The sequence below is a fragment of the Bradyrhizobium sp. UFLA06-06 genome (assembly GCF_054820065.1).
In genome coordinates this window covers 117501-143656 of sequence record NZ_JADFUD010000010.1, presented here as the reverse complement: position 1 = coordinate 143656, position 26156 = coordinate 117501, and the positions used below count along the sequence as shown (strand labels likewise).

Annotated in this window: 24 protein-coding genes; 12 read left to right on the top strand and 12 right to left on the bottom strand. The window is 65.4% G+C overall.

Translation table 11 applies throughout. The features are described from left to right. Positions 1-97 precede the first annotated feature (97 nt). Together IF803_RS11675 and IF803_RS11670 are read left to right on the top strand one after the other, a co-directional pair. Positions 98-1642 carry a cation:proton antiporter gene (locus IF803_RS11675; protein ID WP_461192229.1) on the top strand — a complete coding sequence of 515 codons (1545 nt, stop codon included), beginning with the start codon at positions 98-100 and terminating at the stop codon, positions 1640-1642. 53 nt (positions 1643-1695) lie between these two features. Further along, a complete protein-coding gene (locus IF803_RS11670) occupies positions 1696-2466 on the top strand; it encodes a hypothetical protein (protein WP_461192228.1) in 771 nt (256 codons plus the stop codon). A gap of 102 nt (positions 2467-2568) precedes the next feature. Here IF803_RS11670 and IF803_RS11665 read toward each other — a convergent pair whose 3' ends face one another. The 4 genes from IF803_RS11665 to IF803_RS11650 form a co-directional block, all read right to left on the bottom strand. Then, the gene (locus tag IF803_RS11665; RefSeq protein WP_316395930.1) at positions 2569-3375 is read right to left on the bottom strand and encodes an SDR family NAD(P)-dependent oxidoreductase; all 807 of its coding nucleotides are present in this window, start codon (positions 3373-3375) and stop codon (positions 2569-2571) included. 99 nt (positions 3376-3474) lie between these two features. Continuing rightward, positions 3475-3888: a DUF1850 domain-containing protein gene (locus IF803_RS11660; protein ID WP_461192227.1), complete on the bottom strand. Its 414-nt coding sequence runs from the start codon at positions 3886-3888 to the stop codon at positions 3475-3477. After that, positions 3849-5957, bottom strand: coding sequence for a TRAP transporter permease (locus tag IF803_RS11655; protein WP_461192226.1), 2109 nt, complete (start codon positions 5955-5957; stop codon positions 3849-3851). Before IF803_RS11655 ends, IF803_RS11660 begins: the two co-directional genes overlap by 40 nt. 221 nt (positions 5958-6178) lie before the next feature. Next, positions 6179-7126, bottom strand: a complete 948-nt coding sequence (locus IF803_RS11650) for a TAXI family TRAP transporter solute-binding subunit (protein WP_461192225.1) — start codon at positions 7124-7126, stop codon at positions 6179-6181. Between the two features lie 147 nt (positions 7127-7273). Between IF803_RS11650 and IF803_RS11645 the strand changes: the two genes are divergently transcribed. Together IF803_RS11645 and IF803_RS11640 are read left to right on the top strand one after the other, a co-directional pair. Then, positions 7274-8551 (top strand): MFS transporter, encoded by a 1278-nt coding sequence (locus tag IF803_RS11645; protein ID WP_461192224.1) that lies wholly within the window; start codon positions 7274-7276, stop codon positions 8549-8551. A gap of 370 nt (positions 8552-8921) precedes the next feature. Beyond that, on the top strand, positions 8922-10136 hold the full coding sequence (locus tag IF803_RS11640) for an EAL domain-containing protein (RefSeq protein ID WP_461192223.1): 1215 nt from the start codon (positions 8922-8924) through the stop codon (positions 10134-10136). Positions 10137-10150: 14 nt separating this feature from the next. Here IF803_RS11640 and IF803_RS11635 read toward each other — a convergent pair whose 3' ends face one another. Together IF803_RS11635 and IF803_RS11630 are read right to left on the bottom strand one after the other, a co-directional pair. Further along, a complete protein-coding gene (locus tag IF803_RS11635; protein WP_461192222.1) occupies positions 10151-11053 on the bottom strand; it encodes an HpcH/HpaI aldolase/citrate lyase family protein in 903 nt (300 codons plus the stop codon). Positions 11054-11072: 19 nt separating this feature from the next. Next, positions 11073-11552, bottom strand: a complete 480-nt coding sequence (locus tag IF803_RS11630) for a hypothetical protein (RefSeq protein ID WP_225162966.1) — start codon at positions 11550-11552, stop codon at positions 11073-11075. Between the two features lie 205 nt (positions 11553-11757). Here IF803_RS11630 and IF803_RS11625 point away from each other — a divergent pair, with 205 nt between their 5' ends. Further along, complete coding sequence (locus IF803_RS11625) at positions 11758-12057, top strand: hypothetical protein (RefSeq protein ID WP_038386153.1); 300 nt, start codon at positions 11758-11760, stop codon at positions 12055-12057. A 16-nt stretch (positions 12058-12073) separates the two neighbouring features. Here the strand turns inward: IF803_RS11625 and IF803_RS11620 are convergent, their stop codons facing one another. Further along, a complete protein-coding gene (locus tag IF803_RS11620; protein WP_461192221.1) occupies positions 12074-13270 on the bottom strand; it encodes a hypothetical protein in 1197 nt (398 codons plus the stop codon). A gap of 132 nt (positions 13271-13402) precedes the next feature. On the opposite strand from IF803_RS11620, the gene IF803_RS11615 reads away from it, so the two are divergent. Further along, positions 13403-13624 carry a hypothetical protein gene (locus IF803_RS11615; RefSeq protein ID WP_244435874.1) on the top strand — a complete coding sequence of 74 codons (222 nt, stop codon included), beginning with the start codon at positions 13403-13405 and terminating at the stop codon, positions 13622-13624. Positions 13625-13635: 11 nt separating this feature from the next. On the opposite strand, the gene IF803_RS11610 is transcribed toward IF803_RS11615, so the two are convergent. Next, positions 13636-14265 (bottom strand): NUDIX hydrolase, encoded by a 630-nt coding sequence (locus IF803_RS11610; protein WP_461192220.1) that lies wholly within the window; start codon positions 14263-14265, stop codon positions 13636-13638. 92 nt (positions 14266-14357) lie between these two features. Between IF803_RS11610 and IF803_RS11605 the strand changes: the two genes are divergently transcribed. From IF803_RS11605 to IF803_RS11595, 3 genes are all read left to right on the top strand, one after another. After that, entirely contained in the window at positions 14358-14783 is a 426-nt protein-coding gene (locus IF803_RS11605) for a PaaI family thioesterase (protein WP_016845608.1), read from the top strand. A 102-nt stretch (positions 14784-14885) separates the two neighbouring features. Continuing rightward, positions 14886-15896 (top strand): aldo/keto reductase, encoded by a 1011-nt coding sequence (locus IF803_RS11600; RefSeq protein WP_461192219.1) that lies wholly within the window; start codon positions 14886-14888, stop codon positions 15894-15896. A 253-nt stretch (positions 15897-16149) separates the two neighbouring features. Continuing rightward, entirely contained in the window at positions 16150-16350 is a 201-nt protein-coding gene (locus tag IF803_RS11595) for a hypothetical protein (protein WP_461192218.1), read from the top strand. A 100-nt stretch (positions 16351-16450) separates the two neighbouring features. Here IF803_RS11595 and katG read toward each other — a convergent pair whose 3' ends face one another. Continuing rightward, entirely contained in the window at positions 16451-18616 is a 2166-nt protein-coding gene (gene katG, locus IF803_RS11590; RefSeq protein ID WP_461192217.1) for a catalase/peroxidase HPI, read from the bottom strand. Positions 18617-18734: 118 nt separating this feature from the next. Here katG and IF803_RS11585 point away from each other — a divergent pair, with 118 nt between their 5' ends. Next, positions 18735-19691 (top strand): hydrogen peroxide-inducible genes activator, encoded by a 957-nt coding sequence (locus IF803_RS11585; RefSeq protein WP_028342619.1) that lies wholly within the window; start codon positions 18735-18737, stop codon positions 19689-19691. A 261-nt stretch (positions 19692-19952) separates the two neighbouring features. On the opposite strand, the gene galU is transcribed toward IF803_RS11585, so the two are convergent. Further along, the gene (galU, locus tag IF803_RS11580) at positions 19953-20828 is read right to left on the bottom strand and encodes a UTP--glucose-1-phosphate uridylyltransferase GalU (protein ID WP_461192216.1); all 876 of its coding nucleotides are present in this window, start codon (positions 20826-20828) and stop codon (positions 19953-19955) included. A gap of 223 nt (positions 20829-21051) precedes the next feature. Here galU and IF803_RS11575 point away from each other — a divergent pair, with 223 nt between their 5' ends. Both IF803_RS11575 and IF803_RS11570 read left to right on the top strand, forming a co-directional pair. Further along, entirely contained in the window at positions 21052-22431 is a 1380-nt protein-coding gene (locus tag IF803_RS11575; RefSeq protein WP_461192215.1) for a lytic murein transglycosylase, read from the top strand. Between the two features lie 408 nt (positions 22432-22839). Further along, positions 22840-24546 (top strand): SGNH/GDSL hydrolase family protein, encoded by a 1707-nt coding sequence (locus IF803_RS11570; protein ID WP_304498505.1) that lies wholly within the window; start codon positions 22840-22842, stop codon positions 24544-24546. Positions 24547-24749: 203 nt separating this feature from the next. Here IF803_RS11570 and IF803_RS11565 read toward each other — a convergent pair whose 3' ends face one another. Next, complete coding sequence (locus tag IF803_RS11565) at positions 24750-25127, bottom strand: CsbD family protein (RefSeq protein WP_028334740.1); 378 nt, start codon at positions 25125-25127, stop codon at positions 24750-24752. Between the two features lie 144 nt (positions 25128-25271). Continuing rightward, the gene (locus IF803_RS11560; protein ID WP_461192214.1) at positions 25272-26006 is read right to left on the bottom strand and encodes an SDR family NAD(P)-dependent oxidoreductase; all 735 of its coding nucleotides are present in this window, start codon (positions 26004-26006) and stop codon (positions 25272-25274) included. Between the last annotated feature and the right edge of the window lie 150 nt (positions 26007-26156).

Here is a 26156-nt window from a genome sequence, read left to right as displayed (position 1 = left end):
TGCCCGGCAGCGCGCCATTTGCCGCAAAACCACACGCTGGATTATACGTCAATTGCGACGATCGGCTGCACTTGGAGCCACACTTGGGGGGTTCGGCTTGCTCACATTCGAATGGATCATCGGCCTGTTGCTCGCAGCGGTGGCGCTGTCGGCGCTGGCGCGGCGGATCAAGGTGCCCTACCCGACCTTCCTGGCGCTCGGCGGCGTGCTGCTGACGCTGCTGCCTTGGGCCCCGACCTGGGCGCTGGAACCCAAACTGGCGCTGGCGCTGTTCGTCGCGCCGGTGCTGCTCGATGCCGCGTTCGACACCTCGCTGCGCGATCTCCGCAACAACTGGCTGCCGGTCTCGACGCTGGTGGTGGTCGCGGTCGGCGTCACGACGGCGGCGGTCGCCGTGGTCGCGCATTGGCTGCGCCCGGACATGCCGTGGGCGGTTGCGATCGCGCTCGGCGCCATCGTGGCGCCGCCGGATGCGGCCGCGGCCACCGCGATCCTGCGCCAGGTCAACCTGCCCTACCGGATCCAGAAGATCCTCGAAGGCGAAAGCCTGCTCAACGATGCCAGCGCGCTGTTGATCTATCGCGTCGCGGTCGGCCTCGTCGCCGCAGAGCACATGAAAATCCGCGAGTTCGTGCCGTCCATCACGATTGCGCTGGTCGGCAGTCTCGCCGCCGGCTTCCTGTTCGCGCAAGTCTGGATGATGATCACGCGCCGCATCACCGAGGCGCCGAGCGCGATCATCACGCAGTTCGGCGGCACCTTCATGGTGTGGATCGTTGCCGAGCATCTCGGGCTGTCCGGCATCCTCACCATCATCGCTTATGCGATCACCATCTCGCGCACCGCGCCGGCCCGCACCTCGGCGCGGCTGCGCGTGTCGTCCTACGCGGTGTGGGAAACCGTGGTGTTCGTGCTCAACGTGCTCGCCTTCATGCTGATCGGCCTGCAGTTGCGCCCGATCTGGTCCGGACTCGACGACGAGGTGCGGTGGAAATATTGCAGCTTTGCCGCCGCGATCCTCGCCGTCGTGATCCTCGCCCGCATCCTCTGGGTGATGCCCTACGGCGCGCTGCTGCGCACGCTGAAGGCGCGCAACCTGCTGCCCGCCCATGTGGTGGACGCCGTGCCGACCTTGAAGCGCGGCTTCATCGTGTCGTGGTGCGGAATGCGCGGCATCGTCACGCTGGCAGCGGCGTTTGCGCTGCCTGAATGGTTTCCGTATCGCGATCTGATCCTGCTGACGGCGTTTGCCGTGGTGCTGGGTTCGCTCGTGCTCCAGGGACTTACGCTGCGGCCGTTGATCCTGGCGTTGAATTTCGCCGACGACGATCCGGTCGGACGCGAGGCGGCCCATGCCCGCGGCGTGGTGTTTCGCGCCGCGCTCGACGAGATCGACGCCGACCCATCGGAAGAGGCCGAGATCCTCCGGCTCGAATATCGCGCCGTGCTGCTGCGCGCCGAGAATGATCCCGATGGCGGCCTGACCTCGCGCGAGCTGCCGTCGGATCCCTTGCGCCGCCGCGCCATCGCCGCGGCGCGTCAGGCATTGCTCAATCTGCGCCGCACCGAGGCGATCGGCGACGACGCGTTCCATCTGGTCGAGGAAGAGCTCGACCGCGCCGAGCTCAGCGTGGAGGCGTAGCGCCGGGCCGCAATATCCTTTGAACCATCACAGGGTTTGTCAGACCTAACATCATGACAATCCTCATTGATCGCAATTCCCCGCGCGCCTCGGCGAAAGTCGAGGCGAAGTTCTTTTATTTCTATATGGCGCTGTCCTGCATGGCGGTCGCCTTTCTCGGCTTTGCACCGACCTATTGGATGCCGATGGCGAGAGGCTCGCTGTCATCGCCTCCCGTGGTGCACCTGCATGGGCTGCTGTTCTTCGCCTGGACGCTCTATTTCGTGTTCCAGAGCTGGCTCGCCGCCTCGGGACGAATCACCCGGCATCGCAGCGTCGGATTGATCGGCATTTCGCTGGCGACCGCGATGACCATGATGGGCATCGTGGCCTCGATCAGCGTCATGAAGCGTTCGGCGGCGATCGGACAGCTCAATGAGGGCCTTACGTTTGCGATCGTTCCGCTCAGCGGCATCCTGTTCTTCGCCGTCGTGTTCGCGCTCGCGATCATCTACCTGCGTGACCGCGAAACCCACAAGCGGCTGATGCTGCTGGCGTCGATCTCGATCCTCGATGCGGCGGTCGCGCGCTGGTTCCTGACCTTCCTCGCGCCGCCGGGACCGCCCGGCCCACCGCCGGTCCCGGTCACGATCGCACCGGCGTTCGTCGCCTATCTGCTGCTGGTCGTCGCGATCGTGTTCGACTGGCGCACCCGCGGCCGTCCGCACCCGGTCTACGTCTATGGCGGGCTGGCACTGGTCGCGGTGAAGCTCTTGAACTGGCCGATCAGCACCTCGGCGGCCTGGCATTCACTGGCCGGCGGCATCCTGGCGCTGGCGCAATAGAGCATGATCCGGAAAAGCGGGAACCGGTTTTCCGAAGAGATCATGCTCAATCAAGAGTGTGAGATCATGATGCGGTCCCATCCGATCGCATCATGAGCGCCTTCACGCACCCGACTTGGAGGTGATGCCGCCGTCGACCACGAGCTCGATGCCGGTGACGTATTTCGACTCGTCCGACGCCAGGAACAGCGCGGCGTTGGCGACGTCCCAGGCGTCGCCCATATGCCCCATCGGCACCTGCGCGTCGCGCGCGCGCCACATCGCCTCGACGTCGCCCTTGGCGTAGCTCTGGGCCAGCCCGGCCGAATGCGCGACCATCGGCGTCTTCATCAGTCCGGGCAGGATCGCGTTGACGCGGACATGCTTCGAGGCGAACTCGACCGCGGTCGAGCGCGTCATCTGGTTCATCGCGGCCTTGCTCGCGTTGTAGCTGACATAGGAAATGCCGACATGGCGGATCGAGGCGATCGAGGAGATGTTGATGATCGAGCCGCCGCCCTGCTTGATCATCACGGGAATGACGTGCTTCATCGACAGATAGGCGCTCTTGAGGTTGACCGCGAAGACGCGATCCCACTCCGCTTCCGCAACTTCCACCACGCTGCCGACCTCGGCGATGCCGACATTGTTGTCGAGCACGTCGATGCGGCCATAGGCCTTGAGGCAGGCTGCGACCATCGCCTCGACCTCGCCGGCACGCGAGACATCGGCGGTGAATGCGACAGCCTTGCCGCCCTCGCCGGTGATGATGCCGACAGTCTCCTCCGCCGCGGCGCCGTTGCGATCGACGCAGAAGACGCTGGCGCCCTCGCGCGCAAAGGTGACGGCGGTCGCCTTGCCATTGCCCCAGCCGGGCCCGATCGAGCCCGCGCCGACCACCATCGCAACCTTGCCCTTGAGCCGATCCATCGCCTGTTCTCCCTTGTTGTTCTTAGTTCTTGTAGCCCGGATGACGCGCGGCGAAATCCGGGGCTACTGTTCCCGGATTACGCTTCGCTCCATCCCGGGCTACGGATTTTTGCAAACACTCATCGTCGTGACATTAGCACCGATCGGATGCCCGAAAATCTCCGATAGCGTCTGGCAGCGTCCCTCCTGGCACAGGTGCCATTCACCCGCGGCGCCGGAATTGCCGAGCACGACTTCCGCCCTTGGCACCGCCGGCGGCGACCATTGAAACCAGCCACCAATGAGGCGCGCCTCCGGCGGCGGCTCCATGCCGGCGCCCGTGCCCTTGATGCGCGCCTGTAGCAGCGTCAGCCCGGCCGGCGTCACCTGCCAGTCCTCCTGCCAGGCGGTCTTCTCGATCGAATGCGTCCAGGCCAGCGTGAAGGCTGCGATCGACAGCGCCTTCACGACACCCGCGGAAGCGAGGCAGAGGCTCAAGCCGCCGCCACCGCATTGCGCGGACGCTGCCGCCATTGCCACAGCACGACAGCAGCGGCGAGCGTGAAGCCCGCCGTATCCGAGAACGGGAAATCGCCGAGCAGGCAGAGCGCGGCGCCGAACGCGACCAGGATCTCGATGAAGGTCAGCCGCGTGAACAGGAAGCCGATCGCGACGATGCCGAACAATACGATCGCCACCAGCGCCTTGAAGGTCGCCAGCGCCACCGCGCCGTAGAAGCCGAGCTGCGCGGCCATCGGATCCCCGGTCTGCAGCATCAGCGCCGGCGAATAGACGAAGATGAACGGAATGACGTAGCCGGCCAGCGCGATCCGCATCGCCTCCCAGCCGATCTTGTCCGGATTCTCCTTGGCGATCGGCGCCGCCGCCAGGGCGGCGAGCGCGACCGGCGGCGAGAGGTCGGCCATGATGCCGTAGTAGAACGCGAACATGTGGCTTGCGATCAGCGGCACGCCGAGCTTGGCGAGCGCCGGCGCAGCCAGCGCTGCGGTGATGATGTAGGTCGGGATCGTCGGGATGCCGGTGCCGAGCAGGATCGACAGCAGCATGGTCATGATCAGCGCCAGGAACAGGCTCTTGGCGCCGAGCCCGATGATCCAGCTGCCGAAGATGGTGCCGACGCCGGTCTGCGTCATCATGCCGATGATGGTGCCGACGATAGCGCAGGCCATGCCGACCGTCAGCGCCGACTTGGCGCTGTCGGCGAGCGAGTCGCGGCAGGCTTTCAGCGTGGCGCGGCCGCCGCGGGTGATCGCCGCGATGACGATCAATCCGGCAACGACGCTGGCGACCGGAACGATCTCGATGCCGTGGCGCGAGACCGCGGCAACCACCAGCGCAAGGCCGATCCAGAAGATGTAGCGCACGACGGTGTTGGAGAAGCCGAGCGTGATGCTGGCGCCGAGGATCAGCGCGACCGTGAGCGCAAGTCCCATGCTGCCGGCATAGAGCGGCGTGAAGCCCTCGAACAGCATGTAGACCAGCGCCGCGAGCGGCAGCACGAGATACCAGCGTGCCACCAGCGCCTTCCAGGCGCTCGGGATCTCCGAGCGCTTCATGCCGACGAGCCCATGCTTGCCGGCCTCCAGATGCACCATCCAGAACGCCGAGGCGAAGTAGAGGATCGCCGGGATCACCGCGGCCTTGACGATGTCCGAATAGGGCACGCCGAGCGTCTCGGCCATGATGAAGGCGACCGCGCCCATGACGGGCGGCATGATCTGGCCGCCCATCGAAGCGGTGGCCTCGACGCCCGCGGCGAAGGCGCGGCGATAGCCGAACTTGATCATCAAAGGGATCGTGAACTGGCCAACGGTGACGACGTTGGCGACGCCCGAACCCGAGATCGTGCCCATCATGCCCGAAGCGAACACCGCGACCTTGGCGGGGCCGCCGCGGGTGCGGCCGAACAGGCCGAGCGATACGTCGGTGAACAGCTGGATCATGCCGGCGCGTTCCAGGAACGAGCCGAACAGGATGAACAGGAAGATGTAGGTCGCCGAGACGTAGATCGGCACGCCATAGAAGCCTTCGGTGCCGAACGAGAGATGGGTGACGATCTGATCGAAGTCATAGCCGCGATGGTTGAACGGCGACGGCAGATATTGCCCGAAGAACCAGTAGAGCAGACAGGCGCCGCACATCAGCGGCAGCGCCGCCCCCATCAGCCGCCGCGTGCCCTCGAAGATCAGGACCGCAAGCAGCGTACCGACCGCGAGGTCCATGTTGGTCGGATCGCCGTCGCGGGCGATCAGGTCGGCATAGAAGATCCACTGATAGAGCCCGCAGAGGAAGCCGGCGGCGCCGACGATCCAGCTCACCGCGCGGCCGAAATCGGTCTTGGCGGTGAAATTGCCGATCAGGCCGAAGGTCAGGAGGATCAGGAAGCCGACATGGACGCCGCGCACCACCTGGCTCGGCAGGTAGTTGAAGGCCGCGACATAGAGCTGGAACACCGCAAAGGCGAGACCGATGGCATAGGCCAGATGCCCCCAGGCGCCCGGGCCGAAGCCTTCCGGAAAGCCATGCTCGAAATTGTCGAATTCAACCTTGATGGGCTGCTCGCCCTCAACCTGCTGCTGCATATGATTAGTCCCCCCGCCGTGCCCGCGACGCTTATATCCACTGAGTCCGCCCACCGAAAGCCGGGACAGGAAAAACGCGCCCCGTCATTGCGAGCGAAGCGAAGCAATCCATCGCGCCACAAGGGGAGAGATGGATTGCTTCGTCGCGGAGCCTGTCATCGGGCGCGCATTCGCGCGACCCGTTGGCTCCTCGCAATGACAAAGGAGCAGACGTCTCGGCCCTACTTGATCAGGCCCTTCTCCTTGTAATAGCGGATCGCGCCGGGATGCAGCGGCACCGGGCTGCCGGTCGCGGCGGTCTCGAGCTTGATCTCCTTGCCCGCGGCGTGGGCGTTGGCGAGTTCCGGCAGCGATTCGTAGACCAGCTTGGTCATCTGATACGCGAGATCGTCCGACACTGCGCTCGAGGTCACGAGGTAGTTCACGACCGCGGCGGTCGGCACGTCCTTGTCCTGGCCGGTATAGGTGTTGGCCGGGATGATCACGGAGACGAAGGGCGGGCCGATCTTGTCGACGGTCTCCTTCGGCACGGCGACCACGGTGATCTCGCTCGAGGTCGAGAGGTCCTTCAGCGAGGCGACGCCGAGGCCGGCGGACTGCAGCGTGGCGTTGAGCTGACGGTTCTTCATCAGATCCACCGATTCGGCGAACGGCAGGTACTCGACCTTGCCGAGATCCTTGTAGCTCATGCCGGCGGCCGCGAGGATCGCGCGCGAGTTGAGCTCGGTGCCGGACTTCGGCGCGCCGACCGACAGGCTCTTGCCCTTGAGATCGGCCAGCGTCTTGATGCCGCTCTCGCCGGTTGCGACGATCTGGATGTAGTTCGGATAGATCGCGCCGATGGTGCGCAGCTTGTCGAGCTTGTTCTTGAAGCCGGCCTCGGCGTCGCCTTCCCAGGCCGCCTTCAGCGAATCGCCGAGCGTGAAGGCGATTTCGCCGCGGCCCTGCTGCAGCAGCACCAGGTTCTCGACCGAGGCCTTGGTCGCCTGCACCTGGGTTTTCACGCCGGGGATCTTGTCGCCGTAGATCTTCCCCATCGCGACGCCGAGCGGATAGTAGACGCCGGAGGTGCCGCCGGTGAGCACGTTAATGAACTGCTCGGCCTGTGCGACAGGCGCGGACAAAACGCTGGCTGCCACGATCGCGGCAGCCATCAACTTGGAATTCATGAGTATTATTCTCCCCTTAAGCCGGCCGGAAATTGGCCGGACACCCCCGCCGGGTCAACCCATCCAAATGACGCATGCGCGGCGGAAATCCCTGATGGCAACACCACTTTACCTGCGCGGGAACTCTCCGCCTGCGGGCGGGTTGAGATGCGCAATCCCGCCGCGAGGTATGACTTGCGGCCGTCCGGGACGACGACCGTTGAGCGCGCGCTTGATGCGTTGAACTTCTTCCTCGCCGACGTGCGGGACGGGCTCGGCCCCTATCTGGCGATCTACCTCCTGACCGAACGGAAGTGGGACGAGGCCTCGATCGGCTCGGTGATGTCGATCGCGGCCATCGCCGGGATCCTCGCCCAGACCCCGGCCGGCGCCCTGATCGACCGCAGCCGCGCCAAGCGCGGATTGATGATCGCCGCCGCCATTGCCGTGACCGCCGCGTGCCTCCTGCTGCCGCTGCTCGACCGGTTCGAGCTGGTCGCCGCCACCCAGGCGCTGGCGGCCGCTAGCGGCTCGGTATTCGCGCCGGCGATCGCCGCGGTGACGCTCGGCATTGTCGGACCCAAGGCGTTCGCGGCGCGGACCGGCCGCAACGAAGCCTTCAATCACGCCGGCAACGCGGTGGCCGCGGCGATCGCCGGCGGCACTGCCTACTGGTTCGGTCCCGTGGTCGTGTTCTGGCTGCTCGCGGCGATGGCGCTCGCCAGCATCGCCGCGACGCTGTCGATCCCACCCGCCGCCATCGATCACCAGATCGCACGCGGGCTCGACGATATGGAGGAGCACGGCGCGTCGCATGACCGGCCATCCGGCTTCCGCGTGCTGCTGACCTGCAGGCCGCTGCTGATCTTCGCGGTCTCGACCGTGATCTTTCATTTCGCCAATGCGGCGATGCTGCCGCTGGTCGGACAGAAGCTCGCATTGGTCAATCGCAACCTCGGGACCTCGCTGATGTCGGTCTGCATCATCGCGGCGCAGATCGTGATGGTGCCGATCGCGATGCTGGTCGGACGCAAGGCCGACGTCTGGGGCCGCAAGCCGATCTTCGCCGTGGCGCTCGCGGTGCTGGCTGCTCGCGGCGCGCTCTATCCATTGTCGGACAATCCATACTGGCTGGTGTCGGTGCAATTGCTCGACGGCATCGGCGCCGGGATCTTCGGCGCGCTGTTCCCGCTCGTGGTTGCCGATCTCACGCACGGTACTGGGCATTTCAACATCAGCCAGGGCGCGATCGCCACGGCGACCGGCCTCGGCGCCGCGCTGAGCACGGCTGCCGCCGGATTCATTGTCGTCCACGCCGGTTACAGCGCTGCATTCCTGTTCCTTGCAGCCGTCGCTTGTGCCGGGCTGATCGGCTACTGCGCGTTGATGCCGGAGACGTTGCGAGCGGCAACGACGACGTCACGCACAACTGCATCGGCATCATAAAACGGGTGATCTGATTCGCGATCGGCGCTCTGCGGAGCACTCTGCATGATGCGATCCGATGTCCGACAATGACGCAGTTCCGCGTCTGCATCGGCGCGACAACACAGTCATTAACGCCGTCTCTCGATGACACACGCGCACAGTGTTTCTGCCGATGTGCAAAGTCGGACGCGATCGCGCTTATGAATGTCAGATGACGCATTTGTTGCACGTGTAACAGCGGTGAGACGTCGCGATTCCAGCACCATTTGAATCGAATTGAATCCTTTAAGGTTAGCGGGGCAATCAATGTATGATCCAGAAATTTCCATGATTGCCGCCGCTCTAGGATGTACGAGTCAAGCCGGGGTAACTACGGACAAGGCGGGGCATGAATCACATCAGTCACATCGAACGCACGCGAGCCGGCTGGTTCGGACATCGCAAGCTGACCCCACGCGCATGCATTGCGGACAGCAAAAAACACCTTCGGACCTTCCTCGCGGAGGCGCTGGAAGACCTCGGCTTCATCACCAGTGAATGCAGTCAGGCTTTGGAACTCGACACCGTTCTGGACGCGGAACGGCCCGATCTTTTGGTGCTCGGCGTGTCCGTGGACGGCATCGAAGTCAGTAAAATTCTCGAGACTTTGGTGAGAAAGGACTATGACGGAAAGGTCCTCGTCATCGGTCAGCCGGACTCGATCATCGTCAAGGCGGTCCGGCAAATCGGCGATGAGTACGGCATTGCCATGCTGCCGGCGCTGTCGACGCCGTTCAGCGCCGGAACCCTTCGCGACAGTCTTGCGTCGTTGATGCCGCTTGAACCCGCGCCGAGCCCGGCTGTGGACGTGCCCGAAGCGCTGAAGGCCGGCTGGCTCGAGCTGTGGTATCAGCAGAAAATTCATCTCCGGACGCTGGTGCCGAGCGGCGCCGAGGCGCTGATCCGGATGCGCCATCCGGCCTGGGGAGTCGTGCCGCCGGCCTACTTCATCCCGGACGAAAGCGATCCGCATTTTCATGCGCTGTCCGAGTTCGTGATCGAGCGCGCAATCGAGGACTGGCGCTACCTCCTCGAGCAGACCGGGCCGGTCAATCTCTCTATCAACCTGCCGATCTCCTTCCTCGCCGACGATCATGCCGTGCGCGAGCTCTGTTACCGGATGCCGGATCATGCGGCCTTCGCGGGCCTCTTGATCGAGATCGACAGCACCGAGGTGGTCGATAATCTGGATCTGGCGATCGATGTCGCCCGGCGCGTTCGGCTGCACAATATCGGCATCTCGATCGACAATGTCGGCGCGAACTGGCCGTCTTTGCTGGGACTGCCGAACTTTCCGTTCGTCCAGCTCAAGGTCGACCATCAATTCGTCACCGGCTGCGCGGATCAGCGCCTGAAGCAGACGGTATGCCGGCGTGTCGTGGAGCTGGCCCACGACAATGGCGCGCAGGTCGTGGCCCAGGGGGTCGAGACGCGCGCGGACTTTCTCGCCGCGCATGAAATGGATTTCGATCAGGTCCAGGGCTACCTGTTCGGCAAGCCGATGGGTGTCAAGAAGTTCGCCCGCTCACGCATGCATTTCTCGGAGAAAGAGCCGGCCTCCTGAGGCGTGGCCACTGATCAGGCCCGAACGTCGCGATCGATCGCGCGCAGCGCTTCGCCGCGCGCGATCAGACGTTTTGCGTTGGAATAGGTCGGGACTTCCAGCAACGAGCCGTCAAGTTCGACGCGCCCAAAGCCCTTTGTCCGCGCCGCTTCGAACGCCGCGACGATCCTGCCCGCCCGGCGCATCTCCTCCTCGCTCGGCGTCAGGACGCCGTTGACGATCGAGGCATGCAGGGGATCGACCAGGCTCTTTGCGGTGTAACCCAGCCGTCGCGCCCAGATCGTGTCGCGTTCGACGCCTTCAGCGTCGCTCCAGGTGTAGGGACAATCGACCGCGACGACGCCCGCGGCACGACATTCGACGATGAAGCGCTGCCGCGCGTAAGCCAGCTCCAGGCCATCGTTGCCGCGCTCTGCACCAAGATCGGCGGCGAGGTCTTCGGAGGCCATCAGGCAGCCGATGATGCGCCGGCTCGCCATGGCGATCGCACCGGTCTGCACCAGACCGCGCGCGAACTCGATATTCGGCAGCAGCGACGTCGATCCCTCGGCGATACCGTAGTCGCGCTCGAACCGCGTCACTGCCTCGTCGAGCCAGACGACATGGTGCGGCTCGGCGACCTTCGGCAGCGCGACGATATCCGGACGTCCGCGCATCACGGCGGCGAGATCGTCCATGCCGTCCTGGTCCAGCGGATTGACGCGGACCGCGACCACCATGCCTCGGCCCCGCCAGGCCGCGTAGAGCTCGGCGGCCAGGGCCCGCGCCTTCGGGCGCAGCGACGGCGGGGTAAAATCCTCGAGCTCGTGGATCAGCACGTCGGCGCCGCTGGCGGCCGCGTGCTGCAGCACCTCCTCGTTGGCGCCTTCGAGAAACAGCCAGGAGCGGCACAGCGGGGCCGGACGCAGCTTGCGCATCACGCGACCCGCGCCGCCGTCACTGGAACGTCATGTCGAGGCATTTCGAGATGTCGGAGCCAAGGCCGGACGAGATGGTGATGCAGCCGCGGATCTTCTGGGTGTTGACGTCGCTCGCCCAGATCGCATAGCCGCCCGGACCGAAGAACGAGTTGGTGTTCGGCGGCTCGGTCTCGGTGGCGTCGAACGTGTAATTGCCGTCGGTCTCGAAGATGCGCGGCTTCTTGGTGCAGCCGCCGTCGGCCTGCACATTGATGACCTCCTTGTTGTCCCGCGTCAGCGCCAGCGAGACCTGGCAGCGGAAGTATTCCGAGGTCTTGGCGTTGAACAGATAGGCGTAGGACTTGCAGGTCGCGGTGTTGAGCTTGCCGGCGGACAGGCCGCGGCTGCAGGAGATCCGCTGATTGTTGGAGAGCCTGAACTCGTCCGCCTGCGCGACTGACGCCAGCGTCATGAACGACAGAGCGACACCGATTCCGATCTTCATGACGTGGTTCATCCTGATCATCCCAAGGTCGTGTTTCCGGCAATCCAAGCGTTTGTAAACGGTAACGCGAAAATAGTCGCCAAGCTTGATGCGGGAATTCACAAAGTCGCCGATCCGCGCGAGCGGTCGCGCCGATTGTCGTATTGACGCGCGAATATCGTTCGTGATTTGTTCAGAAACGTGGGGACGACGCCGTTTTCTCGGCCGGAGGTGGATCATGACGCATTTTTTGACCAAGACTTTTATTGCGACTGCGGCGTTTGCCGCGATGACGACCTGCGCATTCGCGCAGGAGGCGGCGCCCTGGGAGCTGAAGCCCGACATGGGCTACGCCTATGACAAGGACGGCAAGACCTGGTCCTACAAGATGGGCACCAACAACGCCGGCACGCTGCTGAAGGGCGCCAAGAAGGTGCCGAAGGGGACGCTGTTCTTCATCGGCCAGAACGGCCAGCTCTACATGCGCTCCGGGCCCTATCTCGAGGGCGACGGCAAGTTCAAGTTCGGCTCGAACTGACGTTGCTCGGCAGACCTCAGAACGCGGCGACCAATTCCCGGGCGCCGGGCTTGTTGCTGTTGAAGTCCATCCGCTCGTTGGTGACGGCAAGCAGCCTGGCCACCGTGTTGTGGCGAATGGCGACCGGGTTGCGCTCGTAGCCTGAGCGCTGGAAGAAGTTCGAGGTCGGCACCTGCTCACGCATCGCCTGCGGCATGGTCACCATGTCGAGCCCGGTGCCGTCGCCGGTCAGGTTCATCATCTCGAGCTCGGCCGCGGTCAGCGGCCGGCTGTAGCCCTTGTTGCGGGCGAAGATCACCGAGGTCAGTAGCTTGTGGGTCTGCAGCATCGGGCCGACATCGATGTCGAGCACCATGGCATGGCACGCCCAGCCCTGCGGCGTGTCGGCGAGGCGCTGATGCGCCGACCAATCGTCGGGCACGGTGCGCGTGAACGCGACCATCTTCTTCAGCACCGCGAGCTTGTGCTCCATCGCCTTGCGCGCGGGCCCCTGCGTCCTCGCGACCCGCTCGGTCAGGTCCCGCACGAATTCATGGCCCTGCTCGGCCAATAGCTCGACGGTGTTGGTGGTGAGCAGCTGGTTGTAGCCCATCGCGGTGGAGATGGCGCGCTTGCCGCCGTGCTCGATGCCCGCCTGCACGTCGTAGGTGCCGGTGCCGCCGGTCTCGAACGAATAGACCCGCACCGCCTGCTCCGGCGTCAGCCCCGCAGCGCGCGCGTAGCGGGCATAGGCGCGCTTGAACTCGACCTCGCTGGCCGGCCGCTGCGGCGTGAACTGGAATTGCTCGGCCGCCGCCCTGACCAGATCGGAGGCTACCGGAAGCGTCTTGGGCGGACGCGGCGGCTTGCCTTCCTCCTCTTCCGGAGCCGGATTGACCGGCCGCTTCGGACCCTCATAGACCGGCGGCTGCTGCAGCACGTAATCGTCCAGCGAGATCTGCACGCGGTCGCGCCGCTTGGCGTTGCGGCCGCGCCTCTTCTCGGCGATCGCGTTCCAATAGGCGCTCGCGTCCTGCTCGAAGGCGGCGCGCGCCTCCTGATATTCCTGCAGCTTGCGGCGATATTCCATGATCGCCTGCGGCGATGCCTGCGCCATCGCGTTGGCGACGGAAGGCGGCAACGCGCCGGCCTCGCCGGCAAATACGGACGGCGCACCGGCGGCGAGCGCGAGCGCGACAAATCCAGGGCACAGGCGAATCAATTGCGGGCGCATGGCCTCGTTGTAGCAAGCACGGCTGCGAAGTCAGCCCGGAATTGTCCGGATCGCAGCGGCCGGATGCCGCGATCAGTGCAGAATATTCGCCACAATGCGGTGTTTTCGGAACGAAGCAGTGGAGAGACTGCCATGAGGATGACCGTCTGGCTGGTTGCCGCCTGCGCGTTGACGCTCGCCGCACCGGCGCGCGCCGAGCGTCCGGACTGCGGATCGTTTCCGGATACGCGTTCACGCTTCACCTGTTACGAGAATGTGTCGCGGGCGCCTCCGGAACCCGAGGCCGCGGCGCATTCGCCTGGTGCGCAGGGGAAATCAATGAAGATGAACGCCCGCAAGCGGCGTCACAAATAGCGTCATCGTCGCTACTTCCATGCGAATACCGGCTGCTCCAGTTCGGCGACGCGGGTGCTGCGACCGGCCAGCACCTCGCGAAACTGATAGATCAGCGCGGCGGTCGGCGCATGGATCTGCTGGCCACCGAGGCGGAAGCGGATCACGCGGCGCGAGCTTTCCGGGATCGTCGCGAAGCTGAACGCGTCCTCCAGCTCGATCGCATCGAGGCCGATGCGATGAACGGAGGCGACCTCATCCGGGTTCGGGATGATCGCCGCATGCGCGCCGGCCCAGACCACGACCGGCGTGATCAGATAGCCGGACCGCGTCGGATAATCGTCGAGCATGCCGAGCACTTCGCGCTCCGACAGTGCGAGCCCGAGCTCCTCATGCAATTCGCGCAGCGCGGCCTCGGCCTGCGTCTCGCCGGCATCGCAGCGCCCGCCCGGCAGCGCCCATTGCGCGCTGTGGGCGCGCAGGCGCGCGCTGCGGCGGGTCAGCAGGAACGCCGTGCCGCTGCCGTCGTCGCCTTCGGTCAGCGCGATCGCGACCGCCGCGCGCTTCAGCGTCGGCGCGGCGTCCGCCGGCGCCAGGCGCGCGAACGCGGCACAGAGCTCTGCGATATTCTGCCGGGTGGCATCGTCAAATGTGCGGGCCATTGACCTTGACTACAACACAACAGCGTTTGATGAAATGACTGCTACCACATGCCTCCTGCGATCAATCATCAGCAAGCAACGGACCCCACCTCATGACGGCCAAGGCCGCGGACAAACTCAAATCCGACGGCTGGAAGATCGCCGAAACCACGGGATTCCTGACGCTGATCGGCCCATTGTGGGAACGATTGAAGGACGGCGCGCTTGAACTCGCCCTGATCACCGAGGACAAGCACCACAATCGCCGCGGCCTCGTGCAGGGCGGTGTGATCATGACCTTCGCCGACCGCGCCTGCGGCATGGCCGCACGCTTCGTCTCGGGCAAGCCGACGCTTGCGACCGTGCAGCTCGACACCCATTTCGTCGAGGCTGGCAAGATCGGCGAGATCCTGACGACGCGGCCGCGTGTGGTACGCTCGACCCGCAGCCTGATCTTCATCACGGCCGAGGTGACCGTCGACAAGCGCTGTATCGCGATGGCCAACGGCGTGTTCAAGATCCTGAAGAACGAGAGTTGATCCCGTCATTCCGGGACATCGCGCAGCGATGAACCCGGAATCTCGAGATTCCGGGTTCGATGCCAGCGCATCGCCCCGGAATGACACCGGAGGGAGTGCCCGATGCAATATCGCCAGCTTGGCCGCAGCGGCCTGAAGGTTTCGCCGATCTGCCTCGGCACCATGATGTTCGGCGGACCGACCGACGAGGCGACCTCGGCGCGGATCGTGGCGAAGGCGCGCGAGGCCGGCATCAACTTCATCGACAGCGCCGACGCCTATAATGGCGGCAAGTCCGAGGAGGTCGTCGGACGCGCGATTTCGAACAGAAGGTCGAACTGGGTGCTTGCCACCAAGCTCGCCAATCCGATCGGCGACGACCCCAATCACGGTGGGCTGTCGCGGCGCTGGGTGTTCCAGGCCGCCGACGCGAGCCTGAAGCGGCTCGGCACCGACTACATCGACGTCTATTATCTGCACAAGGAAGATCACACGACGCCGCTCGACGAGACCGTGCGCGCGATGGGCGACCTGATCCGCGACGGCAAGGTGCGCTATTTCGGCGTCTCCAACTACCGCGCCTGGCGCGTCGCCGAGATCTGCAACATCTGCGACCGGCTCGGCATCGACCGTCCGGTCGCGAGCCAGCCCTATTACAATGCGATGAACCGGATGCCCGAAGTCGAGCATTTTCCGGCCTGCGCCTATTACGGGCTCGGCATCGTGCCCTACAGCCCGCTGGCGCGTGGCGTGCTGACCGGCAAATACGCCCCCGACGCGGCGCCGCCCGCGGACACGCGTGCGGGGCGGAATGACAAGCGCATGATGCAGACCGAGTGGCGGCCGGAATCGCTCGAGCTCGCGCAACAGATCAAGCGCCACGCCGAGAGCCGCGGCATCACCGCCGGGCAGTTCGCAGTGTCCTGGGTGCTGAACTCGTCGTTCGTCAGCGCCGTCATCGCGGGCCCGCGCACCGAAGCGCAATGGGACGACTACATCCGCGCGCTCGATTATCGCTTCACCGCCGAGGACGAAGCCCTGATCGACCGCCTCGTCGTCACCGGCCATCCCTCGACGCCGGGCTTCAACGACCCCGCCTATCCGATCGAAGGCCGCCGCGCGCGGACCGGATAGCCACTGTAATAGCGACCGCACAACGTGCGGATTGCGCTCAATTCCAACCGCGCGTCATTGCGAGGAGCGTTAGCAACGAAGCAATCCATCCTTGCACAAGGGATGAGATGGATTGCTTCGCTTCGCTCGCAATGACGAGGGACAATTGAATCGGCAGCGCCGAAGTTACGTTTCGTAGCTTCCGAATTGCGCGAAGCCCGACTCGGCTGCAGCATCAGGGCATGGAAATGCTGATGCTGATGCTGGTGCTGCAATGACGGCATCCAATGTGCTGGACTGGATCGTAGCCCTCCTCGTCTGCTGGGCGAGCCTGACCGCAATCTTCGAGCCGCGGCGCGGCGCCTGGCAATGCGACGTGCCCACCGCGACAAGCAGCGCGCCGCAAGTCCCACTCTCGGCCCCGACGCAAGCGGAGTTCGAGGAGATGATCCGCGACATGAAGCTGCATGATTGAACGGAATCGGCAAACCGCGAAAATCCTTCCTCGTCGTCCCCCAAATGAAACAGGGCGGCGCCGAAGCGCCGCCCTGCCCTGATTGCCGTTTGCTCGCCGCTTACTTCACGAGGTCGAAGCGGTCGGCGTTCATCACCTTGGCCCAGGCCGCGACGAAGTCCTTCACGAACTGCTCCTTGGAGTCGGACTGGCCGTAGACCTCGGCGAACGCCCGCAGCTGCGAGTGCGAGCCGAAGATCAGGTCGACGCGGGTGCCGGTCCACTTCACCGCCTTGGTCTTGCGGTCGCGGCCCTCATAGACGCCCTGGCCGGCATCGCTCCACACCGTGCCCATGTCGAGCAGGTTGAGGAAGAAGTCGTTGGTGAGCGTCCCCGGCTTGCTGGTGAGGACGCCGTGCTTCGACTTCTTGGCATTGGCGCCGAGCACGCGCAGGCCGCCGACGAGGGCCGTCAATTCCGGTCCGGTCAGCCGCAGGAGCTGCGCGCGGTCGACCAACGCTTCCTCGGGCTGCAGGAACTGATGCTTGCCGCCGATATAGTTGCGGAAGCCGTCAGCCCGCGGCTCGAGCGGAGCGAAGGACTCGACGTCGGTCTGGTCCTGCGTCGCATCGGTGCGGCCCGGCGTGAAGGGGACCTTCACATTGGTGCCGCCGTCCTTGGCCGCCTTCTCGATCGCGGCCGCGCCGCCGAGCACGATCAAATCGGCCAGCGAGACCTTCTTGCCGAACTCCTTCTGGATGGCTTCGAGCTTGCTCAGCACAGTCTTGAGCTGAGCCGGCTCGTTGACATCCCAGTCCTTCTGCGGCGCAAGACGGATGCGTGCACCATTGGCACCGCCGCGCTTGTCGGAGCCGCGGAACGTGGAGGCCGAGGCCCAGGCGGTCGACACCAGTTCGGACACCGACAGGCCCGAGGCGAGGATCTTCGCCTTGAGCGCCTCGATATCCTTGTCGTCGATCACGGCGTGATCGAGCGTCGGCACCGGATCCTGCCAGATCAGCGTCTCCTTCGGCACCAGCGGGCCGAGGTAACGCTGGATCGGACCCATGTCGCGGTGCGTGAGCTTGAACCAGGCGCGGGCGAAAGCGTCCGCGAACTGATCCGGATGCTCGTAGAACCGGCGCGAGATCTTCTCATAAGCCGGGTCGAAGCGCAGCGACAGGTCGGTGGTCAGCATGGTCGGGACATGCTTCTTCGACGGGTCGTACGCGTCCGGAATGTCGGCCGCCGCGCCCTTCGCCTTCCACTGCTTCGCACCTGCGGGGCTCTTCGTGAGCTCCCATTCGTACTTGAACAGGTTATCGAAGAAGTGGTTGCTCCACTTCGTGGGCGTCTGGGTCCAGGTGACCTCGGGGCCGCCGGTGATCGCGTCGGCGCCGACGCCGGTACCGTGCTTGCTCTTCCAGCCGAGGCCCTGATCCTCGAGCGCGCCGCCTTCCGGCTCCGGCCCGATCAGCGACGGATCACCCGCGCCGTGGGTCTTGCCGAAGGTGTGGCCGCCGGCGATCAGCGCAACGGTCTCCTCGTCGTTCATCGCCATGCGGAAGAACGTTTCGCGAATGTCCTTCGCGGCAGCGACCGGGTCCGGATTGCCGTTCGGGCCTTCCGGGTTGACGTAGATCAGGCCCATCTGCACCGCGCCGAGCGGCTCGGAGAGCTGGCGCTCGCCGCTGTAGCGCTCGTCGCCGAGCCAGGTGCCTTCCGGACCCCAGTACAGCTCTTCCGGCTCCCACACGTCGGCGCGGCCACCCGCAAAACCGAACGTCTTGAAGCCCATCGATTCCAGCGCGACGTTGCCGGCGAGGACCATGAGATCGGCCCACGAGATCTTGCGCCCGTATTTCTGCTTGATCGGCCACAGCAGCCGGCGCGCCTTGTCGAGGTTGGCGTTGTCGGGCCAGCTGTTCAGCGGGGCGAAACGCTGCTGGCCGGCGCCGGCGCCGCCGCGGCCGTCGGTGATGCGGTAGGTGCCCGCCGAGTGCCAGGCCATGCGGATCATCAGGCCGCCGTAATGGCCGAAGTCGGCCGGCCACCATTCCTGCGACGTCGTCATCAGGGCCGTGAGATCCTTGATCACGGCATTGAGATCGAGGCTCTTGAATTCCTTGGCGTAGTCAAAACCCTTGCCCATCGGATCGGACAGGCTGGAGTTCTGATGCAGCACCTGAACGTCGAGCGTCTCCGGCCACCAGTCACGATTCGAGTGCCCGCGAGGCCCGCCTGTGAATGGGCATTTGCCCGCGCCTTCGTCGGTTTTTGCGTCCATGTTTCTTCTCCGAGGTGATGGATTCTGGAATGCGCTGGAGCTCTTCCAAGAACGATTCTACGCAACCCAATCCATCAGAGGAAATTGACTTTAGTGATCGCGTCGATAAGATTATCTGATGATAAATGTCACACTCCGGCAACTCAGGTATTTTGATGCTCTGGCCCACCACCGCCATTTCGGGCGCGCCGCGGATGCCTGCGCGGTGTCGCAGCCGGCGCTGTCGATGCAGATCCGCGAAATGGAACAGGCGGTCGGCGGCGTGCTGATCGAACGCAATGCGCGGCAGGTGACGCTGACCACATTCGGCGAGGACCTGCTGCGCCGCGTGCGCGACATCTTGCGCTCGGTCGACGAACTCGGCGACTTCGCGCGCGCCTCGCGCGACAAGCTTGCCGGGCGGCTGCGGGTCGGCATGATCCCGACCATCGCACCATATCTGCTGCCGAAGGTGATCGAGAACCTGGCGCGGCTGCATCCCGAGCTCGACATCCATGTCCGCGAGACGCTGACGCCGAAGCTCATCAAGGAGGTCGCCGAGGGCCGGCTCGACACCGCGATCGTGGCGCTGCCGGTATCGGAACCGTCGCTGACCGAGGTCGCGCTGTTCTCGGAAAACTTCCTGCTGGTGCGGCCGGGCGAGGACGCCAAGACGCCGGTGCCGAGCGCCGAGATGCTGCGCGAGATGCGGCTCTTGCTGCTCGAGGAAGGCCACTGCTTCCGCGACCAGGCGCTGTCGTTCTGCAACATGCAGTCCTCGCCGCCGCGCGAGGTGCTGGACGCGAGCTCGCTGTCGACGCTGGTGCAGATGGTCGGCGCCGGCATCGGCGTCACCCTGATCCCCGAGATGGCGGTGACGGTGGAGACGCGCTCCGCACCGGTCACCGTCTCGCGCTTCAAGCACCCGCAGCCGTCGCGCACCATCGGCATGGTCTGGCGCAAGACCTCTCCGCTCGCCGCGCAGCTCCAGCAGATCTCCGAGGTCGTCAGCCTCGCCGCCCGCGCCCTGCGCGCGCCGAAGCAGGATGGCGCCAAGGAGCCGGCGAAACGCGCGGGGCGAAGGAAGGTGGCGTGATCTCGGCTGTGTAGTGGAGACGATGCCGTCCGTGTTTACCGCACCAAGCGCGCCACGCTTACAGCTGTCGTCCCTGCGAAAGCAGGGACCCATCACCACGAATGCTCATTGTTGAGCAACGCTGGAACGACGAGTCCCATTCACTACGCCTGCTGCGGAGCATGGGTCCCTGCTTTCGCAGAGACGACATCGAATATGTTGCGCTGTCTGTGAATCATACGTCCGCATTCTCGCGGCGAATGACGAGATGAGGCGGCGCCCCTACTTCTCCAGGTACTTCTTCATCTCGGCGATCAGGCCATCGCGCAGTTCGGGGCGTTTGAGGCCGAAGGCGATGTTGGCGCGGAGGAAGCCGGGCTTTGAGCCGCAATCGTGACGCTCGCCCTCGAACTCCACGCCGTAGAACTTCTGCGTCTTCGCAAGACCGATCATCGCATCGGTGAGCTGGATCTCGCCGCCGGCGCCGCGCTCCTGCGTGGCCAGGATGTCGAAGATCTCCGGCTGCAGGATGTAGCGACCGGTGATCGACAGGTTGGACGGCGCGGTGCCCTGCGGCGGCTTCTCGACCATGCGGTCGACCTCGAAGATGTTGCCGTTGCGTTTACCGACGCTGCAGATGCCGTATTGATGGGTGAGTTCGTCGGGCACCGCCTCGACCGCTATCAGATTCGACTTGTCACCAAGCCTGCTCGCGGCATCGATCATCTGCTTCAGGCAGCCCGGTGTGTTCAGCACCAGCTCGTCCGGCAGCACCACCGCGAACGGCTCGTTGCCGACGATATCGCGCGCGCACCACACCGCGTGGCCGAGCCCGAGCGGCGCCTGCTGCCGGGTGAAACTCATCGCGCCGGCCTCAGGCTGGTTCTGCGCCAGGATATCCTGCTCGGTCTTCTTGCCGCGCTGCGCCAGCGTGGTGTCGAGCTCGAACATGCGGTCGAAATGATCCTCGATGACACCCTTGTTGCGGCCGGTGACGAACACGAAATGCTCGATGCCGGCTTCCCGGGCCTCGTCGACCACGTACTGGATCAGCGGCTTGTCGACGATCGTCAGCATCTCCTTCGGCATCGCCTTGGTGGCGGGCAGCACGCGGGTACCGAGACCGGCGACGGGGAATACGGCTTTGCGGATCTTCATGGGATTATCGGAAGCCTTGAAATGGGTGGGACGGCGGCACGAAATGAATCATGCCTTTGGTACCCCGTTTTGCAGCCGCCAACAAAGGCGGATGTGTGGTGCGGCTTAATTCCGCCGTTCCCGTCAGCCAATGCGGGCCGCAACAAAATCTCGCCCTTGTTAAGTTATTGGAAACCGTGCCGGGGCCTTCTGGAACAGCACGATTTTGACAGGCACACGACAAATGCGCGCGATGGGAACATCAAGGACCAAGCTTTTCGGCGCGAGCCTGATCGCGCTGGCCCTGCTGCTGCCCGGCAGCACGCAAGCCCAGTCGGCGGGCAACGGCCTGACCAACCTGATCGACAGCATCTTTTCCGGACCGAATGCGACGCCGCCGCAGGCCGCGACCGGACAGGATGGCGCAGCGCCGCCATGGAGCGGTGAAGACGGCGCCTCCGGCCATCCGCTGATGACGGCTGCGGCGATCCGCCAGGCCGCGTCGGACTTCCCGAACTGCGTCGCAGCGATGTGGCCAGATGCCGCACGACGCAACATCAGCCAAGAGAATTTCGAGCGCTTCACCGCCGGCCTCACGCCCGATCTGCGCATCATGGACCTGATGGATTCGCAGCCGGAATTCACCAAGGCGATCTGGGACTATCTCGACATCCTGGTCAGCGACACCAGGCTCGCCAAGGGCCGCGAGGTCCTTGCGAAATACAAGCCGCAGTTCGACGCCACCGAGAAGGCCTATGGCGTCGATCGCTACATCATCGCGGCGATCTGGGGCATCGAGTCGAACTACTCGACCCAGATGGGTGATCGCAACGTGGTGCAGTCGACCGCGACGCTCGCCTGCATCGGCCGCCGTCAGGCCTATTTCAAGGACGAGTTCCTGTCGGCGCTGGAGATCCTCAACCGCGGCGACCTCAGTCCCGAGCAGATGCGCGGCTCCTGGGCCGGCGCGTTCGGCCCGACCCAGTTCATGCCGACCGCGTTCAAGCGCTATGCCGTCGACGGCGATGGCGACGGCCGCCGCGACGTCGTCGACAATCCGAGCGACCTGATCGCCTCGACCGCCAACAATCTCAAGAAGGACGGCTGGCAGACCGGCGCGAGCTGGGGCTACGAGGTCGTGCTGCCGCAAGGCCTCAATTACATGCTGGCCGACCGCGCCAAGGCGATGCCGCTGTCGCAATGGGAGCATCTCGGCCTCAAGCGGCCAGGCGGCCAGCCGTTCCCGCGGCCGTCCGACAAGGCCTATCTGCTGGCGCCGGCCGGTGCCGAGGGGCCCGGCTTCCTGATGCTGCAGAATTTCCGGGTGATCATGAAGTACAACCCGGCGGAAGCCTATGCGCTCGCCATCGGCCATTTCGCCGACCGCCTGCGCGGCGGCCAGCCCTTCGCGCAGCCCTGGCCGCGCCAGGAGCGGGTGCTGTCGCGCGCCGAACGGCTGGAACTGCAGCAGCTTCTCGCCCAGCGCGGCTTCTACAAGGGCACGCCCGACGGCCAGTTCGGCGGCCAGACCCGCGAGGCGCTGCGCGGCTTCCAGGTCTCGATCGGGGCACCGGCCGACGGCTTTGCCACCTCCGAGGTGCTGGAGCGTCTGCGGGGGCGATAGGGCTCCTACGAAGCCTCTTCACCTCCCCTTGAAAAGGGGAGGTCGCTTTGCTCGAGAGAGCAAAGCGGGTGGGGATCGGGTCTCTCCACGAGCGACGGTGCGTGTGGCTGACCCCCATCCCAACCTTCCCCCTTTCCGGGGGAAGGAGAAGGCTTCTGGTCCCGGATTACGCTTCGCTCCACCCGGGCTGCGGCTCTGCCTCCCCCTCCCGCCGCAAGCGAGATCGGGGCACGGTTCCGTCGGGGCGACATCCGCCCCTCCACCCCAAAAGTAACCGTGAAATCCGATATTTGCCGGCTGCCTTGACGGCGGCCGGAGGCACCCGATTTATGGTGGAAAAGCTGCCCGCTTGCGGCCCGATTCCGCTAGTATGCTCACGTACTTCCAGATCATTTGCGACCGAACGCGATGCGAGAGCCAAAGTCCTTCCTGCGCATATTCACCGAAGCCGGTCCGCTGGTCGCGCTGACGGTGGCGCTTGCGCTGTTGATCGGCATTGCCCAGCCCGCCTCGGCGCAATTCTTCGGCTTCCCCGGCTTCGGCGGCGGACCGCCGCAACCACAGCGCCGCGCTCCGCCGCAGCATGGCGGTGGCGGCTGGTTCGGCGGCGATTTCTTTGCGCCGTTCCAGCAGCAGCAGCCGCAATCATCGCAGCCGCAGCGGCCGCGCGAGGATTTCTCGCGCGCCCCGGCGCCGGCCAAGCGCGAGGCCGCCGCCGAGCGCAACGTGCTGGTCATCGGCGACGCCATGGCCGACTGGCTCGGCTACGGCCTGGAGGATGCCTATTCCGACCAGCCCGACATGGGCGTGATCCGCAAGCACAAGACGGTCTCCGGCCTGATCCGCTATCAGCCCAAGGGCGACCCGGCGGATTGGGCCGCGGCCGCGAAGGGCATTCTCGCCACAGAGAACCCCGACGCCATCGTCGTGATGCTCGGCCTCAACGATCGCACCGCGATCCGCGAATCCGTCGTGGAGAAGAAGGTCGACAAGAAGGACGAGAAGAAGGACGCGCGCGGCAAGCCGGAGGCCAAGCCCGGCGACAAGCCCGATGCCGCCGCCAAGACGGACGGCAAGCCGGTCGAGGCCGAGCCGCCGGCCGACGACGCCGACAACGATCAGCAGGGCGCGCCGGAAAAGACCGCGCGCTCGCCCAATGGCCTCTATGAATTCCGCGACGACCGCTGGGTCGAGCTCTACGGCAAGAAGATCGAGGAGTTGATCAACGTGCTGAAGAGCAAGGGCGTGCCGGTGCTGTGGGTCGGCCTGCCCGCGATCCGCGGCCAGAAGGGCACGTCGGACATGCTGTTCCTGGACGCGCTCTATCGCGACGGCGCCGGCAAGGCCGGCATCACCTATGTCGACGTCTGGGACGGCTTTGTCGACGAGGCCGGCCGCTTCATGCAGAAGGGCCCGGACTTTGAAGGCCAGCCCCGCAAGCTGCGTACCGATGACGGCGTGTTCTTCACCAAGGCCGGCGCGCGCAAGCTCGCGCATTATGTCGAGCGCGAGGTGACGCGCCTGCTCGCGGTGCGCTCCGGGCCGATCGCGCTGCCGAGCGAACCGGCGACGCCGGATACCAGCGCCGAGCCCGGCAAGCCCTCGCCGCGGCCGCTGGCAGGCCCGGTGCTGCCGCTGGTCGCCTCCACGGTCGGCACCGATCAATTGCTCGGCGGACCGGGCTCGCGGCCCGCCGCTGTCGATGCGCTCGCCGCGCGCACGCTGGTGAAGGGCGAGGCGCTGGCGCCGCCCGCCGGCCGCGCCGATGATTTCGTCTGGCCGCGCCGCGAGATGGGCCGCGAGCAGGCCAAGGGCGATGTTCCGGTTGCCGCCACCACGCCCGCCGCGCCGGCGGGCGGGCCGGCCAATCCGCCGCCCTCGACCACGGCGATCGCGCCCGACGGCTCGATCATCACCGCGCCGAAGCCGCCAAGGCGTGTGTTCCGGCCGGCCCAGACCCAGGCCCAGCCGCAACAGCAGCCGCAGACACAGCCCTGGCTGCGCGATCTGTTCGGGTTCGGTGCGCCGCAGCAGCGCCCGCTGGTCGCTCCGCCGCCGCGCCCGCCGCGCGGCGTCGGACAGCGGGCCGGAGTGCCGGGGAATCCGTGGCAGTAGGCCGCGCGCCTTCCGATAGAATTGACGCTACATCCACGTCATTGCGAGCCAACGGGTCGCGCGAACGCGCGCCCGATGACAGGCTCCGCGAAGCAATCCATCGATCCGCACGCGCGGACGGCTGGATTGCTTCGTCGCTTCAGCGCAAAATTGCTTTGCAATTTTGTCGCGAGCTCCTCGCAATGACGGTGGGCGAGATGGTATCAACCGTAATAGCGCCAGCGCGACGGCGGCGGGCGGCGCGGCTGGCGCGTCATCAGGAGCGCGAGCGCAAAGCCGATGCCGCCGGCGATCAGCAGCGATCCCAGCGGGTTCTCCTGCACCGCATGCGCCATCGCCTTTTGTCCGCTGCGAACGGTCTCGCCGCGATGCTCATAGGCGTCCTTGGCGTAGTTGACCGCGGTGTCGGCGGCGTCGCGCGCGGCGTCCTTGGCCTGGCCGTAGAGATCCTGCACCGAGCCTGCGGCTTCGCGCACGCGGCCTGAGGCCTGGGTCTGCGCATCGCCGGTCGCATCGCCGACCGCGCCTTCGGCCTTGCCCGCGAACTCCTTCGCCGTTCCGAAAATCCGATCCTTGTCCATCGTCACGCTCCCTGATCTGTCCGGGAGCTAACCGGGAAACGGCGCGCAGGTTCCTGTGCGCCAAAGCGCAATACTCGCGCTTTGGCCTCCTTATTCGAGCATGATCTTTCCGGAAAACCGCTTCACACTTTTCCGGATCATGCCCTAGAGGATCAGCCCGCCGTCGACGACGATGGTCTGGCCGACGATGTAGGAGGCGAGCGGCGAGGCCAGGAACAACGCGGCGCCGGCCATGTCGGCGGGCGTGCCGAGACGCTTCAGCGGAATGCGCTCGAGCGCGCCTTCGAGACGCTTCGGATTTGCGGTCGTCGCCTTGGTCATCTTGGTGTCGACGAGGCCGGGCGCGATGCCGTTGACGCGGATGCCGTTCTCCGCCCAGGCCTCGCCGAGCGTGCGCGTCAGCCCGACGGCGCCGGTCTTCGACGCGTTGTAGGCCGGATTGCCCATGGTGGAATGATAGGCCGCGGTCGAGCTCACTATGATCAGCGAGCCCTTGGTTGCGCTCAGCATCGCCTGGAATTTGGTCGCGCAGGCCATCAGGCTCATCAGGTTGACTTCGAGCACCTTTCGAAAACCCTCCATCTCGAATTCCCCGCGGCGGTAAATCACCGCGCCCTGCGCCAGCACCAGCACGTCGAGCCGGTCGAACGACGGCTTGAAGGCCTCGATCGCCTGCGGGTTGCTGACATCGAGCTGCGCGTAGGCGAGGCCCTCGAGATGCGAGCCTTCCTCGGTGGAATAATCGCTCGCCTGCGCGCGGGTGCCGCAGATCGCGACGCGCGCGCCCCTGGCGCGGAATGCCTGCGCGATGCCGTTGCCGATGCCGCTGGAGCCGCCGACCACCAATATTTGCTTGCCGCCGAAATCGAGCTCGTTCATCGCGCGTTCCTCTCTCGTGCTGTTGTCTTGATTGAGCATGATCCTTTTCGGAAAGCCAACCGGGAAACTTGCGTTAACGCGCTGCGCGCATGCCGATATCGGGTCGGTGGTTTGACGTATCTTGCGATCGGTGCCAGCGTTGCCGTCTCT